General features: G+C 34.7%; 11 protein-coding genes. 1 reads left to right on the top strand and 10 read right to left on the bottom strand.

The annotated features are described in order from the left end of the window. Nucleotides 1–94: 94 nt before the first annotated feature. Entirely contained in the window at nucleotides 95–2116 is a 2022-nt protein-coding gene (locus AC5ZCW_RS20050) for a hypothetical protein (protein WP_496121428.1), read from the top strand. Nucleotides 2117–2161: 45 nt separating this feature from the next. Here AC5ZCW_RS20050 and bglX read toward each other — a convergent pair whose 3' ends face one another. From bglX to AC5ZCW_RS20000, 10 genes are all read right to left on the bottom strand, one after another. Beyond that, complete coding sequence (gene bglX, locus AC5ZCW_RS20045) at nucleotides 2162–4387, bottom strand: beta-glucosidase BglX (RefSeq protein WP_343544313.1); 2226 nt, start codon at nucleotides 4385–4387, stop codon at nucleotides 2162–2164. 13 nt (nucleotides 4388–4400) lie between these two features. Then, on the bottom strand, nucleotides 4401–5825 hold the full coding sequence (locus AC5ZCW_RS20040) for a glycoside hydrolase family 30 protein (RefSeq protein ID WP_496121427.1): 1425 nt from the start codon (nucleotides 5823–5825) through the stop codon (nucleotides 4401–4403). 2 nt (nucleotides 5826–5827) lie between these two features. Next, nucleotides 5828–6667 carry an endonuclease/exonuclease/phosphatase family protein gene (locus AC5ZCW_RS20035; RefSeq protein ID WP_496121426.1) on the bottom strand — a complete coding sequence of 280 codons (840 nt, stop codon included), beginning with the start codon at nucleotides 6665–6667 and terminating at the stop codon, nucleotides 5828–5830. Between the two features lie 72 nt (nucleotides 6668–6739). Next, the gene (locus AC5ZCW_RS20030) at nucleotides 6740–7813 is read right to left on the bottom strand and encodes a glycoside hydrolase family 16 protein (RefSeq protein ID WP_496121425.1); all 1074 of its coding nucleotides are present in this window, start codon (nucleotides 7811–7813) and stop codon (nucleotides 6740–6742) included. 61 nt (nucleotides 7814–7874) lie between these two features. Beyond that, nucleotides 7875–9617, bottom strand: coding sequence for a cellulase family glycosylhydrolase (locus AC5ZCW_RS20025; protein ID WP_496121423.1), 1743 nt, complete (start codon nucleotides 9615–9617; stop codon nucleotides 7875–7877). Between the two features lie 18 nt (nucleotides 9618–9635). Beyond that, nucleotides 9636–11108, bottom strand: a complete 1473-nt coding sequence (locus AC5ZCW_RS20020) for a glycoside hydrolase family 30 protein (protein ID WP_496121422.1) — start codon at nucleotides 11106–11108, stop codon at nucleotides 9636–9638. Nucleotides 11109–11137: 29 nt separating this feature from the next. Beyond that, nucleotides 11138–12520 carry a glycoside hydrolase family 30 protein gene (locus tag AC5ZCW_RS20015; protein ID WP_496121421.1) on the bottom strand — a complete coding sequence of 461 codons (1383 nt, stop codon included), beginning with the start codon at nucleotides 12518–12520 and terminating at the stop codon, nucleotides 11138–11140. Nucleotides 12521–12680: 160 nt separating this feature from the next. Then, entirely contained in the window at nucleotides 12681–14135 is a 1455-nt protein-coding gene (locus tag AC5ZCW_RS20010; RefSeq protein ID WP_343544320.1) for a glycoside hydrolase family 30 protein, read from the bottom strand. Between the two features lie 146 nt (nucleotides 14136–14281). Next, nucleotides 14282–15157, bottom strand: coding sequence for a hypothetical protein (locus tag AC5ZCW_RS20005; protein ID WP_496121420.1), 876 nt, complete (start codon nucleotides 15155–15157; stop codon nucleotides 14282–14284). A gap of 28 nt (nucleotides 15158–15185) precedes the next feature. Then, nucleotides 15186–16694 (bottom strand): RagB/SusD family nutrient uptake outer membrane protein, encoded by a 1509-nt coding sequence (locus tag AC5ZCW_RS20000; protein ID WP_496121419.1) that lies wholly within the window; start codon nucleotides 16692–16694, stop codon nucleotides 15186–15188. Nucleotides 16695–16703: the final 9 nt, after the last annotated feature.

Genomic DNA, 16703 nt, shown 5'->3' with positions numbered 1-16703 from the left:
TATTACAAATTTCACACGATTATAGAAAAAAATGAACTTTTATTAGTTATTTTAGCCGTTTTCAAAGTAAGAATATACACCTATAAAAAGAATCATGGAAAATATCATTGAATCAGAAAGTTATAAAATTCAAAAACCAGAAAATTGGGCTCCCTCAATTGACGATCATCAGCTTATTGAATATATAAAAGAATCCGATTTCTCTAATAAACAAGTTGACGAAGGACGTGATTTTTGCTATTTCTTAGATAAAATTTATTACACAAGCGATACCGAAAATAGTGAATATGCTTGCGTAGCCTATACACTTAATGAACCAGGAAATCTTGAAAGTGCATCAGTAAGAGATGTTGTTGTTGAAGAAAACGAAACTTATGTTATACACAGAATCAGTGTTTTGAGAGATGGTGTTTTGATTGACAAAATTCCAGATACTAAAATTAAAGTTTTGGATAGCGAAAATCAGAGTGAAGGCGGTATTTTGAGCAGTAATAAAAAAGTAAATATTACGATTAAAGATTTACGCCTTTATGATGTTTTAATTACCGAAGATTCTCGCACAAAGGTTTTTACAGATCGCGATTTTATGAGAAAGGAGTTTCTTAAATATGTGTATGTAACGCCAAGTTCTTATTGGGCTTACGGAAAGTATAAGTTTTCTTTTATCAATGATAGAAAAGAAACAATCGCTTACAAACAGACATTCTATAGAGATGAAGAGGGAAATGTTATAGCACCCGAAATCAATCACCTGAAAAAAGGAGAGCGTTTTGTTATTGACAAAGAAAATTACATTAACTCTTTTGACGTTAATAGAGAAATTGCTCCTTTTATTGATTTTGCAACAGATCGTAATTGGATTGATTTATCTAATTATATTTCTCCGCTTTATGAAGAAATATACAATAAAGCTTCTCTAAAAGAATTTGCTCCAAATCTTGTTGAAAAGCTCGATGCCATTGCAGATCAAGATGAGAAGTTGCAATTTGCGATTGATTATGTACAGAATCATGTGTATTATGTTTTTAATGCTGACGAAATGAACGGGCACAAACCACAAGAGCCATCTGTAACTTATGAAAATAAACAAGGTGATTGTAAGGCAAAATCGGTTTTATTGAAAGTGGTTCTGGATTATATCAATGTTGATTCTTCTGTGGTATTGGTAAACTTTAATTCGGACCATTACATTAAATATTATCTTCCTTCGTTATTGACTTTTAATCACGTTATTGTAAAAATCAATTACAAAGGCCAAACTTATTTTGTTGATGCTACTTCTAGAGATGAATTTGGATTGATTGAGAACCGCGGTTATATCTACTTTATGCATTATTTGGAAGTAAAACCAAATCAGAAATTAGCGATTAAAGAACCGTATAAATTTCCATATTATGGTATAACTGAAAAAGCAGATTTCAGCGCTCAAAATAACTTAGGACAGTTAAAATTGGTTTCGACCTACAAAGGAAATCGTGCCAATTATATGCGTAAATATTTTAAAAACACGAATAAAAGAGAAATAATTGACAGCTGGAATAATTTCTTATTCTATGCCTTAAATTATTCTAACGACAGAAACGGAAGTGATATTAGAACTATTTTTAAAGATGCTTCAATTGAGATTGTGAGTGATGATAAAAAGCTAAATGAATTTACGATTATGTACAACACGTCAATTGAAAATCCATATTTTACTGATGCTGAGAAGAACCGTTTTTTAATGTATTTTGATCGAAATGTAGTCAAAAATGGAGCACGCGATTTTATACACAGCGATGTTTCGTTCTGGCATAATTTTGACAACGAAAAATACGAAATCAACTTATCGACAGATCAGAAAATAGATACTCAAGAAAAATATACTATTCAAGAAAGCACTATTACAAATCCATATTTTGGTTTTACAAGCCGCAAAAAAGTAAACAAAAATGGCGCGTCTATTTATATCGATTTTAAACCATTGATCAATTTAGAAATTCCAAGTGAAGATTTTGAAGATTTTAGAAATGCACATCATGAAATCGCCGACAGCAATTATGGAATTGGAATCGATATTATCGAACAAGGTTTAATGAATATGCTGAAATACAGTTTTAAGAAACGACTAAAATAATTTTGATAAAAAAAACGGGGCTCAAAAAGAAGCCCCGTTTTTAATTTAATTTACTAATTCAAAATCTGATTTTAATTTAATATCTGCTGATGAAGCTCCAATCATAACTTCAAAATCTCCTGGTTCAGCAACCCATTCTACTTTATCATTATAGAAAGAAAGCTTCTCTTTGTCGATTGTAAATTCGATTGTTTTAGATTCTCCTGCATTTAATTTCACTTTTTGGAAATCTTTCAATTCTAAAACTGGTCTTACTACAGATCCAAATTTATCTTTCAGATACAATTGCACCACTTCTTCTCCAGCAACTTTTCCTGTATTTTTCAATTGGAAAGAAACTTTAATTGTTTCATTGCTTTTTATTTTAGTCGATGATAATTTCAAACCAGAATAATCAAACGTTGTGTAGCTTAAACCATATCCAAAAGGATATTTTGGAGAGTTTTTCAAATCGATGTAAGCTGAAACATAGTTTGTTGAGTTTTCATCTTTAGCTGGTCTTCCTGTACTAAAATGATTGTAATAAATTGGCACCTGCCCAACTTCTCTAGGGAAAGTCATTGGCAGTTTTCCTGACGGATTATAATCTCCAAATAAAACATTTGCAATTGCATTTCCAGCTTCAGTTCCTAACCACCAAGTGTACATAATAGCAGGAACATTATCTGCTGTCCAGTTAAAAACTAAAGGTCTTCCAGCGTTTATCAAAACGACAACTGGTTTTCCTGTTGCCTGAATTGCTTTTACTAAATCTTCTTGGACACCTGGCAAATGCAAGTCGCTTCTGCTTTTTGCTTCACCACTCATGTCGCGTCTTTCTCCAATACTCAAGATTACAACATCTGCTTGTTTCGCTGTTGCAACAGCTTCTGCAAAACCATCTTTGTTTGTTCCTTCGATCTCACAACCTTTTGCATACAATAATTTAGTGTTTTTACCCACTTTATTCTGTAAACCATCCCATTGCGAAACGATCCATTTATTGTAATCAACTTCAGGAAGTTCTACAGACCAGAAACCCATGTTCTCTTTATATTCTTTAACCATTGGTCCAATAAATGCAATTGTCTTTACATTTTTAGAAATTGGCAAAGTCTGATTTTCATTCTTTAATAATACAATACTTTTCTCCGCAACTTCAAGAGCCGCTTTTCTATGCTCTGGATTGTTTAATGCTTTTTCTGCACGTTTTTCATCAGAATATCTGTAAGGATCATCAAATAATCCTAATTCGAATTTCTTGCGAAGAATACGTCTTACTGCATCATCAACCAAATCTATAGAAACTCTGCCTTCTTTTACTAACTCTGCCAAATTCTTACGGTATGCATTACTTTCCATATCCATATCGCTTCCTGCAGTAATAGCTGAATAAGCTGCTTCTTTAAGATCTTTAGAGTAACCATGTGCTACCATTTCTCCAATTGATCCCCAGTCTGAAACTACGAAGCCTTGAAAGTTCCATTTTCCTTTTAAGATATCTCTCTGCAAATGCACATTTCCTGTTGCTGGAATTCCGTTAATATCATTAAATGAATTCATAAATGTTGCTGCACCAGCGTCTAAAGCCGCTTTAAATGGTGGCAAATAGGTTTCCCACAACATTCTTTCACTCATATCTACAGAGTTATAATCTCTTCCTCCAACTCCGGCTCCATAAGCAGCAAAGTGTTTTACGCAGGCCATAACTGAGTTTAAATCTCCCAATTTGTTTCCTTGAAAACCTTTTACTCTTGCGTAAGCAATTTTAGAACCTAGATAAGTATCTTCTCCTGCTCCTTCCATTACACGTCCCCAACGAGGATCACGGCTAATATCGACCATTGGAGCAAATGTCCAGTGAATTCCGCTTGCTGCAGCTTCTGTTGCCGCAACTCTTGCTGCTAATTCAATTGCTTGCAAATCCCAACTTGCCGCTTCGGCTAATGGAAGCGGAAAAGTAGTTTTGTAACCATGAATAACGTCTTGTCCAAATAACAACGGTATTTTAAGTCTTGACTGCATCGCCAATTCCTGGTATCCTCTGGTATATTTTGTTCCGATTACGTTTAGCATCGAACCAATTAAACCTGCTTTTATTTCAGCTTGTTTGTTTGGGTTTATTGTAATTGGACCCGTTGCCTGATTGTCGCCAGTATATTGATTTAACTGTCCAATTTTTTCTTCGATTGTCATTTTCTTCAACAGATCATTGACTTTCTGATCTATTGTCTGTTGTGCCGACGCAAAAAGCGAAAGCATAAACAGCATAATTGTTGTTGTTTTTTTCATATGTTTAAGTTGTTTACCAAACGTAAGTTGCTACAGCACCAGCGTTTAAAGTGGCTGTGGTTTGTTTTTGGTTGTATTTAATATTAAATGTTGCAACTGAAGCTCCATCATTTTCTACAATTAAAACGGTCTGTCCTGATGGAGTTTTGAAAGCCACATTGTATAAGCTTCCCGCAATATTACTTCCAATTCTTACTGAACCTTCTGGAACAAATTTAGAAGCATGTCCGATAATATAATATCCTACTTCTCTTTTGATATTTTGGTTCTGATCAATCATCAAAGCTCCTTTGCAAGTTGAGCATCCTCCTGGCGTAAAAGGCTTATAGAATTCATCATTTGCCAATCCCCAAGAAAGTGCATTTTTACTCCAGTTTCTCATAGAACCAATTACTACATTTTTCACACTCCATTTTAAGTCTGTTTCAAAATTGGTTCCCGATCCTGTATATTGTTCTGTAAAATACAAATCTTTATTTGGAAATTCGTTATGCACAGTAGTCAAAGCACTAATATCTCCTTCGTATAAGTGAAAAGCCGATCCTGTTACAAACGGATTTGCCTTTGGGTCTCTTAAAATCGTCAAAGGATATTCTGGTTTGTTGCAGTTGTGATCGTAAACAATAATTTTGGTTTTGATTCCTGCTTTCGCGAAAGCGGGACCTAAATGATTCCCAATAAAGTCAGCTTGCTGTTCTGCCAGCATTAACAAACTTGGATTGTTTCCTGGGTGCAATGGTTCGTTTTGAGGCGTAATGGCATCAATAACAATTCCGTGAGATTTCATTGCTTGAATATATTTTACAAAATACTGAGCGTAAACTTCATAGTATTTTGGCTGTAAGCTTCCACCTTTTGAGCTTCCGTTATCTTTCATCCAAACTGGAGGCGACCATGGTGAACCCATTATTTTAATTTTAGGATTTATGGCTAAAATCTCTTTTAAAACCGGAATTACATCGTCTAAATCTGGACCAAGATTAAAATGTTCCAATTTTAAATCGGTTTGGCCTTCTGGCATATCATCATACGAAAAAACTTTTTCATTCAAATCTGATGCTCCAATACTGATTCTTAAATAACTTAAACCGATTGCGTCATTTTTTCTAGAAAACAATTCCTGAAGCAAGGCCTCTCTTTTTGATTTATCCAGTTTTTTAATGGCCTGAGCACTTCCGCCCGTTAATGAAAATCCGAAACCTTCGATGGTTTGAAATTTCTCTGCTGGATTAATCTCGATTGTCTGATTTGAATTTGTCTCTGAACTAAAAACTAAGTCAGTTTGTTTTTTTAGTTTTGAAGTTTCATCTGTAGTAGTAATCCAAGACTCTACTTTTCCAGAATTGGCAGTAACACTTTTTGAAGATCCGCAATTGAACTGCATCACAATTAGCGGCAGCAAAACTAGGATTTGAAGTTTTTTGTTGATGTTTTTCATTTTTAATCTATTTCTATTAAGACAGGCAAATGATCTGACGGATATTTTAAATCTTTAGAATCACTTAACACTGCGTGTTTTTGAACAGTTAAACCACTATTTTTTGAGATAAAAATGTAGTCTAATAATGTTGTTACGGGTTCATTATGTTTGAAATCGTTGAAAGTTCCTGAAGGTCCAAAAGGTTTTTCTTTTGAAACATCTCTAGTATCATTCATTACTTTTTTGATTTCGGCAATCTGTTTTGTATCTGGTTCTGAATTGAAATCACCCATTAAAAAAGCTGGATAGTTTTTAGTGTTTAGTTCCTTAATTTTAGAAAGAACAAGCTGTACGCCTTTCACTCTCGCTTCTTCACCAATATGATCTAAGTGCAGATTGAAAACCCAGAATAATTTTTTAGTTTTTAAATCTTTAAAAAGTCCGTAAGTGCAAACCCTGTTATAGGCTGCATCCCATCCTTTTGAAACTACGTTTGGAGTTTCAGATAACCAGAACGTATTAGACTGTTCTACTTTAAAACGATCTTTTTTATAGTAAATCGTACAAGCCTCTCCTAGTCCTCCTGTGTCTCTTCCTACTCCAAATCTGCTATAATTTGGCAGAGCCGATGCAATATCTAAAACTTGGTTTGGTGTTGCTTCCTGAACTCCAAAAATATCTGGACTATAAAACCCGATTTGAGATGTAAAATAGTCCTTTCGTTTTGGCCATGCATTTTCTCCATCTGAGGCAACATCCAGACGAATGTTATAGGTCATTATTTTTAAATTTTGACCAAAAAATGAGTTCACGGTTAAAAGCAGCATTACTGCAAAAACAAGTTTGTTTATCTTTTTCATGTTAAAAAATTTTAATCTTGTAAAGCTAGTGTTTACGTGACTTTAAAGAAAAAAATCTATTAAAAAGTTATGTTAATTGTATACTCTTACATAATCAATTTCATAGGTTGCATTTTTGAAATTTGGATCTACTGTTCCTCCAAAATTTCCTCCCATTGCTAAATTTAGAATCACAAAGAATTTGGCATTAAACGGAGTTGTACTTGAGTTTTTATAAGTGTAAAATAAATTATCGTCTACAAAAAATTTGATGTTTTCAGCATCCCATTCAGCGGCATAAATATGAAACTCGGTTGTTGAGTTTGGAGCTGTTGTTGTTTTGGTGTCTGGTGTATTTCCTGAACGTCCCGGAGAATGCAATGATGAATGAATTACATTTGGATTGTTCCCAACTGATTCTAAAATATCAATTTCTCCGCACAAAGGCCATCCTGCCGTTTCTATATTGTCTCCCAATAGCCAAAAAGCTGGCCATGTCCCGCCGCCAACTGGCAATTTCGCACGAACTTCTGCTCTTCCATACTTAAAAGAAAATTTTCCTTTTGTCAGCATTCTTGTCGAAGTATATTGGCTTCCTTGATAACTTTCTTTGATTGCTGTAATCTTTAAAAGTCCATTTTCGATTTTTACATTTTCAGAGCGGTTTGTGTAATATTGTAATTCGTTATTCCCAAAACCGTTTCCATTTCCTAAATCATAGCCCCATTTTGAAGTATCTGGCGCTCCATCTGTATTAAATTCGTCTGACCAGATTAATTTTCTGGCTACGAAAACACTTACGGTTGTAGAAGTATTAGTGTATTTTATTCCATTAAATGCCGTAACATCAATCGTATAGCTTTTTGTTCCTGGCTGTGTAAACTCATATGAAAAATTGCTGGTGGTAAGCTCTTTTGTTTCATTGTTTACCACAACTTTATATGACTTTGCATTAGGAGCGTCAATTTTTAAATTAATTTTTCCGCTTCCGTCTCCATTTGGCATTTCGGCAGTTTTTCCAACTACAACAACCTGTAATGAAATTTTATCGGGAGTTACTTCTACAGGAGTTTCTCTTGTATCATTATTACTGCTGCAAGACTGAAATACAAATAATAGTAATAAAGTAAATATTCCTGCTCTATTTGCGAGATTGATTATTTTCATCTTTTTATTATTTAAATGGTTTAGTTAATAAATTGAATATCAAGACAAATATTATTTTCTGCTATTTTTTTGTTTTGTTCGTGACAAAGTCAAAATAATTCAGATTAAAACCTCCTTTTTCAAATACAGCTTTCACTTTATTTGAACCTGATTTCAATGCAACATTCAATAAAACAATTGTTTTCCACTTCTCATTTCCTCCCGTAACAGGAAGAATAATTTCTTTTGATTTTACTCCATCTATTTCTAGATATAATTTTCCTTCTGCTTTTTCGCTAGAATAACGAATCGCAACATTGTAAGTTCCTTCTTTTGCATCGACAGTATATTGAGTCCATTCTCCATCTTCGATAAATGAAACTTGGTAACCATTTGAATCTTTGTCTTTGCATGGCAAAATATCAACTCCATCATTTCTCATGCTGTTGCCACGATTCCATTGATCGTCTTTTCCAGTTACCGATCTATAGTTTACAAAATCAGTATCTGAATATGCTTTTCCGTTGGTTCCTAAATCGTAATGAGTTGCCGCAATTTTACCAGGAACTGCATTCTTCTTATAAGGTTTTGTATCATCTGTCTGTACTTGTCTGAACATTGCATCTACCACATCTGGCTTAACAGTTACGTTTTCCATTTTGTAATTGTTTGCCATTTTCATCAAGGTCTTTTTTGCAAATTCTGGAGATGGTTTCTGTCCGCCGTCTTTCCAATATTTCAACAGAACATCATATTCAGGAATTTTGGTAACAGAAGCTACTCCTGCGATATTGTCTATTTTTTTCATTGGCCAAAATGCCCAACCAATATTATGGCTTTCAACCAAAGTTAAAACATCCTTAAACCAGACATTAGAATTCTCTCCGCTTTCTCCCATCCAGATTGGCACATTGTATTTTTCTCTGTACTCAAGCATCTTTTCGATAGAAGCTTTGTCATTATAGTTCCAATATTTATGAAAACTTAAAGCCAAATTATCATCCCATAGAGGAAAAATTCCGTTGTAGTTATTTCCCCAGCAATTTCCTTCAATAAAAATTAAATGATTGGTATCGACTTCACGAATGGCTTTCGTAACAGCAACCATTAAATCTCTTAAAGGTCCGTTTGAGTTTTCATCACAACCATTTTTGTTTGATCCTGTAAAATTCCAATTCGGTTCGTTGATAATATCATATGCTCCAATCCAAGGATTATCTCGGTAACGAGAAGCCAATTTTTTCCAAAGCGCAATCATTTTTTTCTGGTTGGCTTCGCTCTGCCAAAGTGCTGGTTTTGTTGTGTCAAAATCCGAAATTGCAGCATCATTTCCTTGTCCGCCTGGAGCGGCATGCAAATCTAAAATCAGATATATTTTATTTTCTGCACACCATTTCAGTAGATTATCGGTCATGGTAAACCCCTCTTCTATCCAAGTGATTTCACCATTTTTTTCTTGCTCAATAGGTGGTGTATACAGATTGTAATGCATTGGAAGACGAATAGAATTGAAACCCCATTTTGCCAGAGAATCTATATCTCGTTTTGTAATTCCGTTTGCTTTATAGGCAGCATAGAATTCTTTTGTTCCTTCTTCACCAATTACATCTTGAATTTTCTGTTTTATTTGATATTGCGGACTTGCAAATGGCTGTGTCTTTAACATATAACCTTCCTGCACCATCCATCCGCCAAGGCCTAAACCTCTTAAAAGAACATTTTTGCCATTACCGTCAACAATTTTTTGTCCGTCTCTGTGCAAGAAACCTTGCCCAAAAGAAGCTATCGAAATTAGAAGCTGTATTGTTAAAATTATTTTTTTCATATCGAATTGTCTCTAAATTTATTTCCAAGTATAAGTTCCAACTGATCCCGCTTCTAGCGAAGTTGTTACCCATTTCCCGTTAAATTTAATATTGAAAGTTTCTGTTGCAGAACCATCATTTTCAACAATCAAAACTTTAGAACCTGAAGGTGTGATAAACGCCACGTTTTGCAAACTACCTCCAGAATTGCTTTCGATTCTAATAGATCCCATTGGAACAAATTTTGAAGCATGTGCAATAATATAATACGCTACATTACGCTCAAAACTATCACTAGACGTTATAGTAATAGCCCCTTTACACATGTTGCAACCTCCATCTGTGTAAGGTCCAAAATTTGCATTGTTTGCGACATTCCATTCTAAGGCATTTTTGCTATAATTTCTCATCGATCCGATAATTACATTTCGAAGATGCCATTTTAGATCGCCTTCAAATTTCCCATCAGAAGAAGTCCATTGCTCTGTAAAATATACATTTTTGGTTGGGTAAGAATTGAAAACGTTTGTTAACGCACTAATATCTCCAGCATAAAGATGGAAAGCCGATCCGTCTACAAAAGGAAAAGCATCTGCATCTGCCAAGATTGCTTTTGGATAATTTGGATTATCGCAATTGTGATCGTAAGCAATAATTTTCACGCTTAAATTTGCAGTTTTAAATGCAGGTCCTAAACTATTTTTAATAAAACTTGCCTGATCGGTTGCAGACATATACATACTTGGATTGTTTCCGTCATGCAAAGGCTCGTTTTGAGGAGTTACAGCATCAATTGTAATTCCTTCAGCTTTCATCTTCTGAATATATTTTACAAAATATTTAGCGTAAACATCGTAATATTCTGTTTTCAGTTTTCCTCCTTTAAAGCTAGCGACATCTTTCATCCAAATAGGTGCAGACCACGGAGTTGATAAGATTAAAATTTTAGGATTAATTGTTATAATTTCTTTTAGCATAGCAATTAGATTTTTGTCTTTTTCTAAACTAAACTTATCTAGATTTAAATCTGTTTCTCCAGCCGCAAGATCATTATAAGTAAAAGGAGTTGCATTTAAATCTGAAGCTCCGATACTGATTCTGATATAACTTACTCCAATTGAGTTTTCCCCATTCCCGAATAATTCCTGTAAAAGAGCCGCTCTTTTTGTTGGGTTTAATTGGTTTATAACGTCGACACTTCCTCCTGTTAAGGTATAACCGAAACCATCAATGGTCTGATATTTTTGAGTAGCATTAACTTCAATATTAGCATATGCATTTGCTGTTGTGCCAAATCCTAATGTTCCCGATTGTTTGGCCAATAAAACACTTTGATTTCCTTTGGTCAACCAAAAATCAACATCGTTTGTAACCACTACTGGCGGATTTACCACTGGCGGATCTACGGGTGGGTTTTCTACCGGATCACTTGAAGAAGAGCATTTTACTTGAGCCATTACAGCTGCCAAAAAGAAAAATGCTTTTATGGTATTCTTTAGATTAAATTTCATTTTATGTGGTTTTTTAGTTAGTATGGCAATTAATATACAATGGTTTGTATAGCATGTGCCGGAATTGTAATGGTTGTTTTTTCTTTCTGATTTTCTAAAGAATAAACAACTGCATTTTCAGATTGATTCATTACGATTGTAATCAATTGTCCGTCAGAATTTTTAAAAGAAGTACTTAGTAAAGATTCTCCGTTTACGGTTTCTAATACTCTTTTTGCATTTGGTCTAATGAATTTTGAAAAATGTCCAATATAATAATACATTGGAGTATAGATTAATTCATCTTTTCTAGTATCGGCATGAATTGGAGCAAAACAGAAATTTCCAACATGGTTTGGGCCTCCATTTTGGTCTAAAAGAATATTCCAGTCTGTCCAACCAACTGTTCCGTTATTAAAATCATGAATCATGTTGATTCCGTAACGTTCTGCATTTCCCCAAAACTGATATTTTGAAGCATCAAATTTTTCGATACATCCTTCTGTAAAAAGCAGATTTTTATTTGGAAATGCTTCGTGAACTTTTGCCACAGACTCGAATTGAGGCGGGCCACCATTCCACGTTTCATACCAATGAAATCCGATTCCCCATGCGTACTTAGAAACTTCTGGATCTGAGAAAACGAGATTAGCTCTTTTAGTTAGCATATCTCCTCTGTTATGATCCCAAATAATAACATTTTTAGAACCCAGTCCTTCTTTTTCTAAAGTTGGTCCAAGATGATTTTTAAGAAAATCTCTTTCTGCTTCTGGAGTATAAATACAAGATTCCCATCTTTGTTTTGCCATTGGTTCGTTCTGAACCGTTAATCCCCAGATTGGAATTCCTTCTTTTTCATATTCTTTTATGAATTTGGTATAATACAATGCCCAAGCAGGAGCAAACTCAGGCAACAAAACGCCGCCGTGCAAAATATCGTTATTGTCTTTCATGAAAGCTGGGGGACTCCAAGGGCTGACAAATAAGGTTAGTTTCCCGCCGGCTGTTTTAATTGCTTTTTTGATTAATGGAATTCTATATTTGCGATCGTGGTCAATATTAAAAGTCTTTAGGTCTTTGTCTCCCTCAGAAATGTAAGTATAGCTGTCACTGCTGAAATCACAGCTGTGAATGTTTGTTCTTGCCAAAGTATAACCAATACCTTTATTTTTATCGTAATAAGCAGTTAAGAATTCCTGCTGTTTTTTAGGCGATAATTTTGCAAAAACTTCTGCGCTTGCATCTGTAATTGCGCCTCCTATTCCGAGGAAAGTTTGGTCTGTTTTTTCAGTATTTACTAAAATAGATACTGTTGATGTTTTTTGTTGTGTAGTGTTGTTCTTTGAAATTAAATCATTTGATAGAGACAATTTCAAATTGGTATTTTCGGCAGTAGTATAAACCTTTATTTTATTATTTTTTTGAGCTGTCATTTTTGAAGTAAAACAGCTTAATTGCATTAAGATAAAGGCTGATAAAAATATTTGAGAGGTAACTTTCATGTTGCTTAAATAATCGTTTTAAAATTAAAAGCAAGAGAAGACTAAGATGGATGATTCAAATTAGTCCTCTTCATTACTTTACTACAAAATATTAATAAACAAGTGTTTGTATAGCGTGTGGCGGAATTTTTACTTCTGCCTTTTGATCTCCAATAATCAAATTATAAGTAAGATCGTTTGCTGATTGGTTCATGACAATAGTTGCCATGGTTCCGTCAGCATTTAAAAAAGAGGTACTCAATAAAGCGCTTTTGCTTACAGCAGTACTTACTCGCACAGCATCTAAACGGATAAACTTTGAAAAGTGTCCGATGTAATAATAAGATGGTGTGTAGATTAATTCTCCTGTCGTTGTATCTGCATGAATTGGTGCAAAACAGAAATTCCCAACATGATTAGGCCCTCCGAACTGGTCTAAAAGAATATTCCAGTCTGTCCAAGCAACTGTTCCGTTATTAAAATCATGAATCATATTGATTCCGTAACGTTCTGCATTACCCCAAAATTGATATTTTGATGCGTCAAATTTTTCGATGCAGCCTTCGGTAAACATCAATTTTTTATCAGGATAAGCTTCATTTACTTTTCCAACATTATCAAACATTGGTGCTCCGCCTGACCAAGTTTCGTACCAGTGAAATCCCATTCCCCACACATATTTTGCTGCTTCAGGATCAGAATAAATTACGTTGGCACGATAATTCATCAAATCACGGTTATGATCCCAAACAATAATTTTTTTATTGCCAAGGTTTTCTTTTTTCAAAGTTGGTCCAAGATAATTTTTGATGAAATCTCTTTCAGCTTCAGCTGTGTAAATACAAGATTCCCAAGTCTGTACTGCCATTGGCTCATTTTGCGTAGAAGTTCCCCAGATTGGAATACCTTCTTTTTCATAAGCTTTAATAAACTTTACATAAAAATTTGCCCAAGTCTGATAGTATTCAGGAAGTAGAGTACCGCCTTTTAATACATTTTTATTGCTTTTCATAAAAGCATTTGGTGACCAAGGCGCAACGTAAGTTGTCAATTTTCCTCCAGCTTTCTGTATCGCTTGTTTTATTAAAGGAATACGATATTGTCTATCATGATCAATAGAAAAAGTCTTCAGCTCTTTATCACCTTCTTCGATATAAGAATAGCTTCCACTGCTAAAATCAGAACTTTGAATTGTTGTTCTTAGCAAAGAATAGCCAATTCCTTTTTGCTGATCGTAGTAAGCGTCTAAGAATTCTGCTTGTTTTTCTTTTGAAAGCTTTGCAAATATTTCGGCACTCGCATCTGTAATAGCTCCACCGATTCCCATAAAAGTCTGAAATTTTTTAGCTGGCTGTACAAAAACAGAAGTTTCAGTTTCTAAAGGCTGTTTTGCGGCAGAAAAAGTCAAATTATCTGTGGTGGTTAATCGCAATTTAGAGTTTTCTGCGGTAGTGTAAACGGTTATTTTTTTGCCGTTGGTTGTAAACTCTTTTTTTGTTTTTGGCTGCTGTGCAAATGCAGCAGCTGAAAACAAAAGGCATAAAATTTTTAGGCTATTTTTTTTCATTCGCTTCCAATTATTATGTTTTTAAATTGAAGTTTAGAAGAAATCAAAATCGAGTTCTACCTATGAAGGATTTAAAAAATAGCCCATACTCATAATGATTATGGGCTATTTACAACCAAACTTAAACTTAAACTTAACTTAACTTTTTATTTTCCTCTGAACTCAACTTTTGTGATAGTAATTGGCTCATTACCTGTGGCGTTACTTCCAGATCTGATTAAAAGATATATTGTACCGCTTTCAGAGAATTTAACAACATTAGAAACTGTCCCAGTTGCATCATTTTTCTTGCATCCAATTCCAGATAATTTTCCAGCAAATTTAGATACTCCGCAACCATCCCAAGTACCAATACCCATTACTAGGTTCTCTTTATACTCAACACCTGGTTTTGGTACCGATTTACCTGCATAAACTTCAAAAAATGTTTCTTTTAAACCACTAGGGCAAGAAATTGTCATATCGATAGTATATTCTCTATCTTTTACAACTTCGATTGCTTGATAAATACCTTCCTGAGCCCATCCTCCTGGTGAGTAAATTGTAGCACTTTTATTAGCAAAAGTCCAAAAAGCCGCGCCTGATGGGCTTAATTGTGCGCTAGTCCATTTAGCTACATCAGCAGCTGTTGCAAAAGTTCCTCCTTGCACTAAGTTTCCTTTTGCAGGATCTGTTTGTGCAACAACAATCTGTTGAGAAGAAGATGCCATTGCAGCTCCTGCTCCTACGGCTGTGTGCGTAATAGTATATGTTCCAGCATCAGGCAAAGAAATTACTTGATTCATTTTTCCATTACTCGCACCATCGCCTAGATCCCATTGCGAAAGAATTACTCCTTTTGGCTGTGCTGTAAGAAGATAAGTATTCATAGCACCTGCAACTGGTGTAATTGTAAACGAAGGATCTACATTTGTAGCTACAAGAGGGTTTTCATTAACTTCTTCGCTACAGCTGTTTAGTGTTCCTAATGCTAAAGCTAGCATTAGGTATACACTTTTTCTTAAATATATATTTAGGTTCATTTCTCTTTGTTTTGGTTAATTAGTAAGACTATTGATAGTTAGGATTTTGTTTCAATTTAGTACCATTAAGTTCTGTGTACGGAATTGGGAAAATCTCATCTGTTCCAGCATCAAAACCTCTATCAGATAATGCAGCCGCTGCATCTCCCCATCTTACTAAATCAAAGAATCTATGTCCTTCACCTGCTAATTCCATTCTTCTTTCATGCTTGATAGCAGCTAATGTTACAGGAACTGAAGGTAATCCAACTCTTTCCCTCACTGCGTCAAGTAACGCTTGAGCTCTTGGGCCTGATCCTAAAGCTTCTGCTTCCATCAAATAAGTATCTGCAAGTCTAATTACATAAGAGTTTTGTTTGTAGTTCAACTCAGAGTTACCACCACCTGTACTAACATCTGATTGTCTTGGAAGATATTTGTTCAAGAAATATCCTGTGTCTTGATAAGCAGGAATATAATCTGCTTTTCCAGCTGCTTTTAATGCTTTTAAGTCAAGAATTGTAGCATCCTTACGTGGATCGCCTTGCATTGCATCATATAATTTTTGAGTTGCAACGTTAAAAGCCCATCCTGCTGGAAGATCTGGTGCATCTGAGCCTTTTGGTCTAGAATATCCTCTAGGTCCAACCATGATGTTTAAAGAGTTACCTTCGTCTCTACCATTGCCCCAGAAAGTCCAATCAGAGTTTCCTGCACTACTGTGAGATACTTCGATTAATGACTCAGCATTAAATTTGTTTGATGTTACCCATAGATCGCTAAACTTATCTAGTAATTTATTACCATATTGGTTTGTCCCCCCTGGAGTACCATTTACTTCTGCTAAAATTGCCGCTGCTTGAGGTTTTTTACCTTCAAACAAAAGCACTTTTCCTAAAAGCGCCTGAGCTGCTCCTTTGTTAAATCTTCCTGATTCAGTATCTGCCACTACAGTATTTGGTAAATCTGCAATAGCTTCTGTTAAATCTTTTTCGATTTGAGCATAAATTACTTCTGGTGCAACTTGCTCTGGATTATAGATCGTTTCTGTAGTTAACGGCTCTAAAACTAAAGCAAGGTTTTTGAACATTCTTACTAAATTAAAATAGTAAAACGCACGTAATGTCTTAGCTTCTGCAGTAAATCTCTTTCTAACTCCATCATTCATATTAGCTGCTGGCAATTTAAATAACAAAAGATTTGCTCTAGAAATACCTTGGTAATGATCGTTCCAGTAACTTGCTGGAATAGTTATTGAAGAAAGTGAGTGTGTAGAGAAATTTTGAATCCCAGTTCCATCTGTAGAACTACCTCCACCAGCATAAAAATCATCAGAACCAGCATTTAGCATTGCTACTAAGTTTTCGAAACCACCTGTATTTTTTCTCAATGGATCGTAAACCCCCACTAAAGCAGCATAACATTGCTGCTCGTTAGAAAAATAAGTACTTGTATCAAATTTTCCTTCCGGATTAGTGGTCACAAAATCTTCAGAACAAGATCCTAGAACTGCCAGTGCCACAGCTATATAAATATATTTAAATTTTATCGTTTTCATGATTCTTTA

The organism is Flavobacterium sp. PLA-DH12 (genome assembly GCF_059511845.1).
Note: the sequence above shows the minus strand (reverse complement) of the source record. Positions and strands in the feature narration are given on the sequence as shown.

Excerpts from the sequence above, each read along its gene's own strand:
- AC5ZCW_RS20050 (WP_496121428.1), top strand. The coding sequence starts at position 95 with ATGGAAAATATCATTGAATCAGAAAGTTATAAAATTCAAAAACCAGAA.
- bglX (WP_343544313.1), bottom strand. The coding sequence starts at position 4,387 with ATGAAAAAAACAACAACAATTATGCTGTTTATGCTTTCGCTTTTTGCG.
- AC5ZCW_RS20040 (WP_496121427.1), bottom strand. The coding sequence starts at position 5,825 with ATGAAAAACATCAACAAAAAACTTCAAATCCTAGTTTTGCTGCCGCTA.
- AC5ZCW_RS20035 (WP_496121426.1), bottom strand. The coding sequence starts at position 6,667 with ATGAAAAAGATAAACAAACTTGTTTTTGCAGTAATGCTGCTTTTAACC.
- AC5ZCW_RS20030 (WP_496121425.1), bottom strand. The coding sequence starts at position 7,813 with ATGAAAATAATCAATCTCGCAAATAGAGCAGGAATATTTACTTTATTA.
- AC5ZCW_RS20025 (WP_496121423.1), bottom strand. The coding sequence starts at position 9,617 with ATGAAAAAAATAATTTTAACAATACAGCTTCTAATTTCGATAGCTTCT.
- AC5ZCW_RS20020 (WP_496121422.1), bottom strand. The coding sequence starts at position 11,108 with ATGAAATTTAATCTAAAGAATACCATAAAAGCATTTTTCTTTTTGGCA.
- AC5ZCW_RS20015 (WP_496121421.1), bottom strand. The coding sequence starts at position 12,520 with ATGACAGCTCAAAAAAATAATAAAATAAAGGTTTATACTACTGCCGAA.
- AC5ZCW_RS20010 (WP_343544320.1), bottom strand. The coding sequence starts at position 14,135 with ATGAAAAAAAATAGCCTAAAAATTTTATGCCTTTTGTTTTCAGCTGCT.
- AC5ZCW_RS20005 (WP_496121420.1), bottom strand. The coding sequence starts at position 15,157 with ATGAACCTAAATATATATTTAAGAAAAAGTGTATACCTAATGCTAGCT.
- AC5ZCW_RS20000 (WP_496121419.1), bottom strand. The coding sequence starts at position 16,694 with ATGAAAACGATAAAATTTAAATATATTTATATAGCTGTGGCACTGGCA.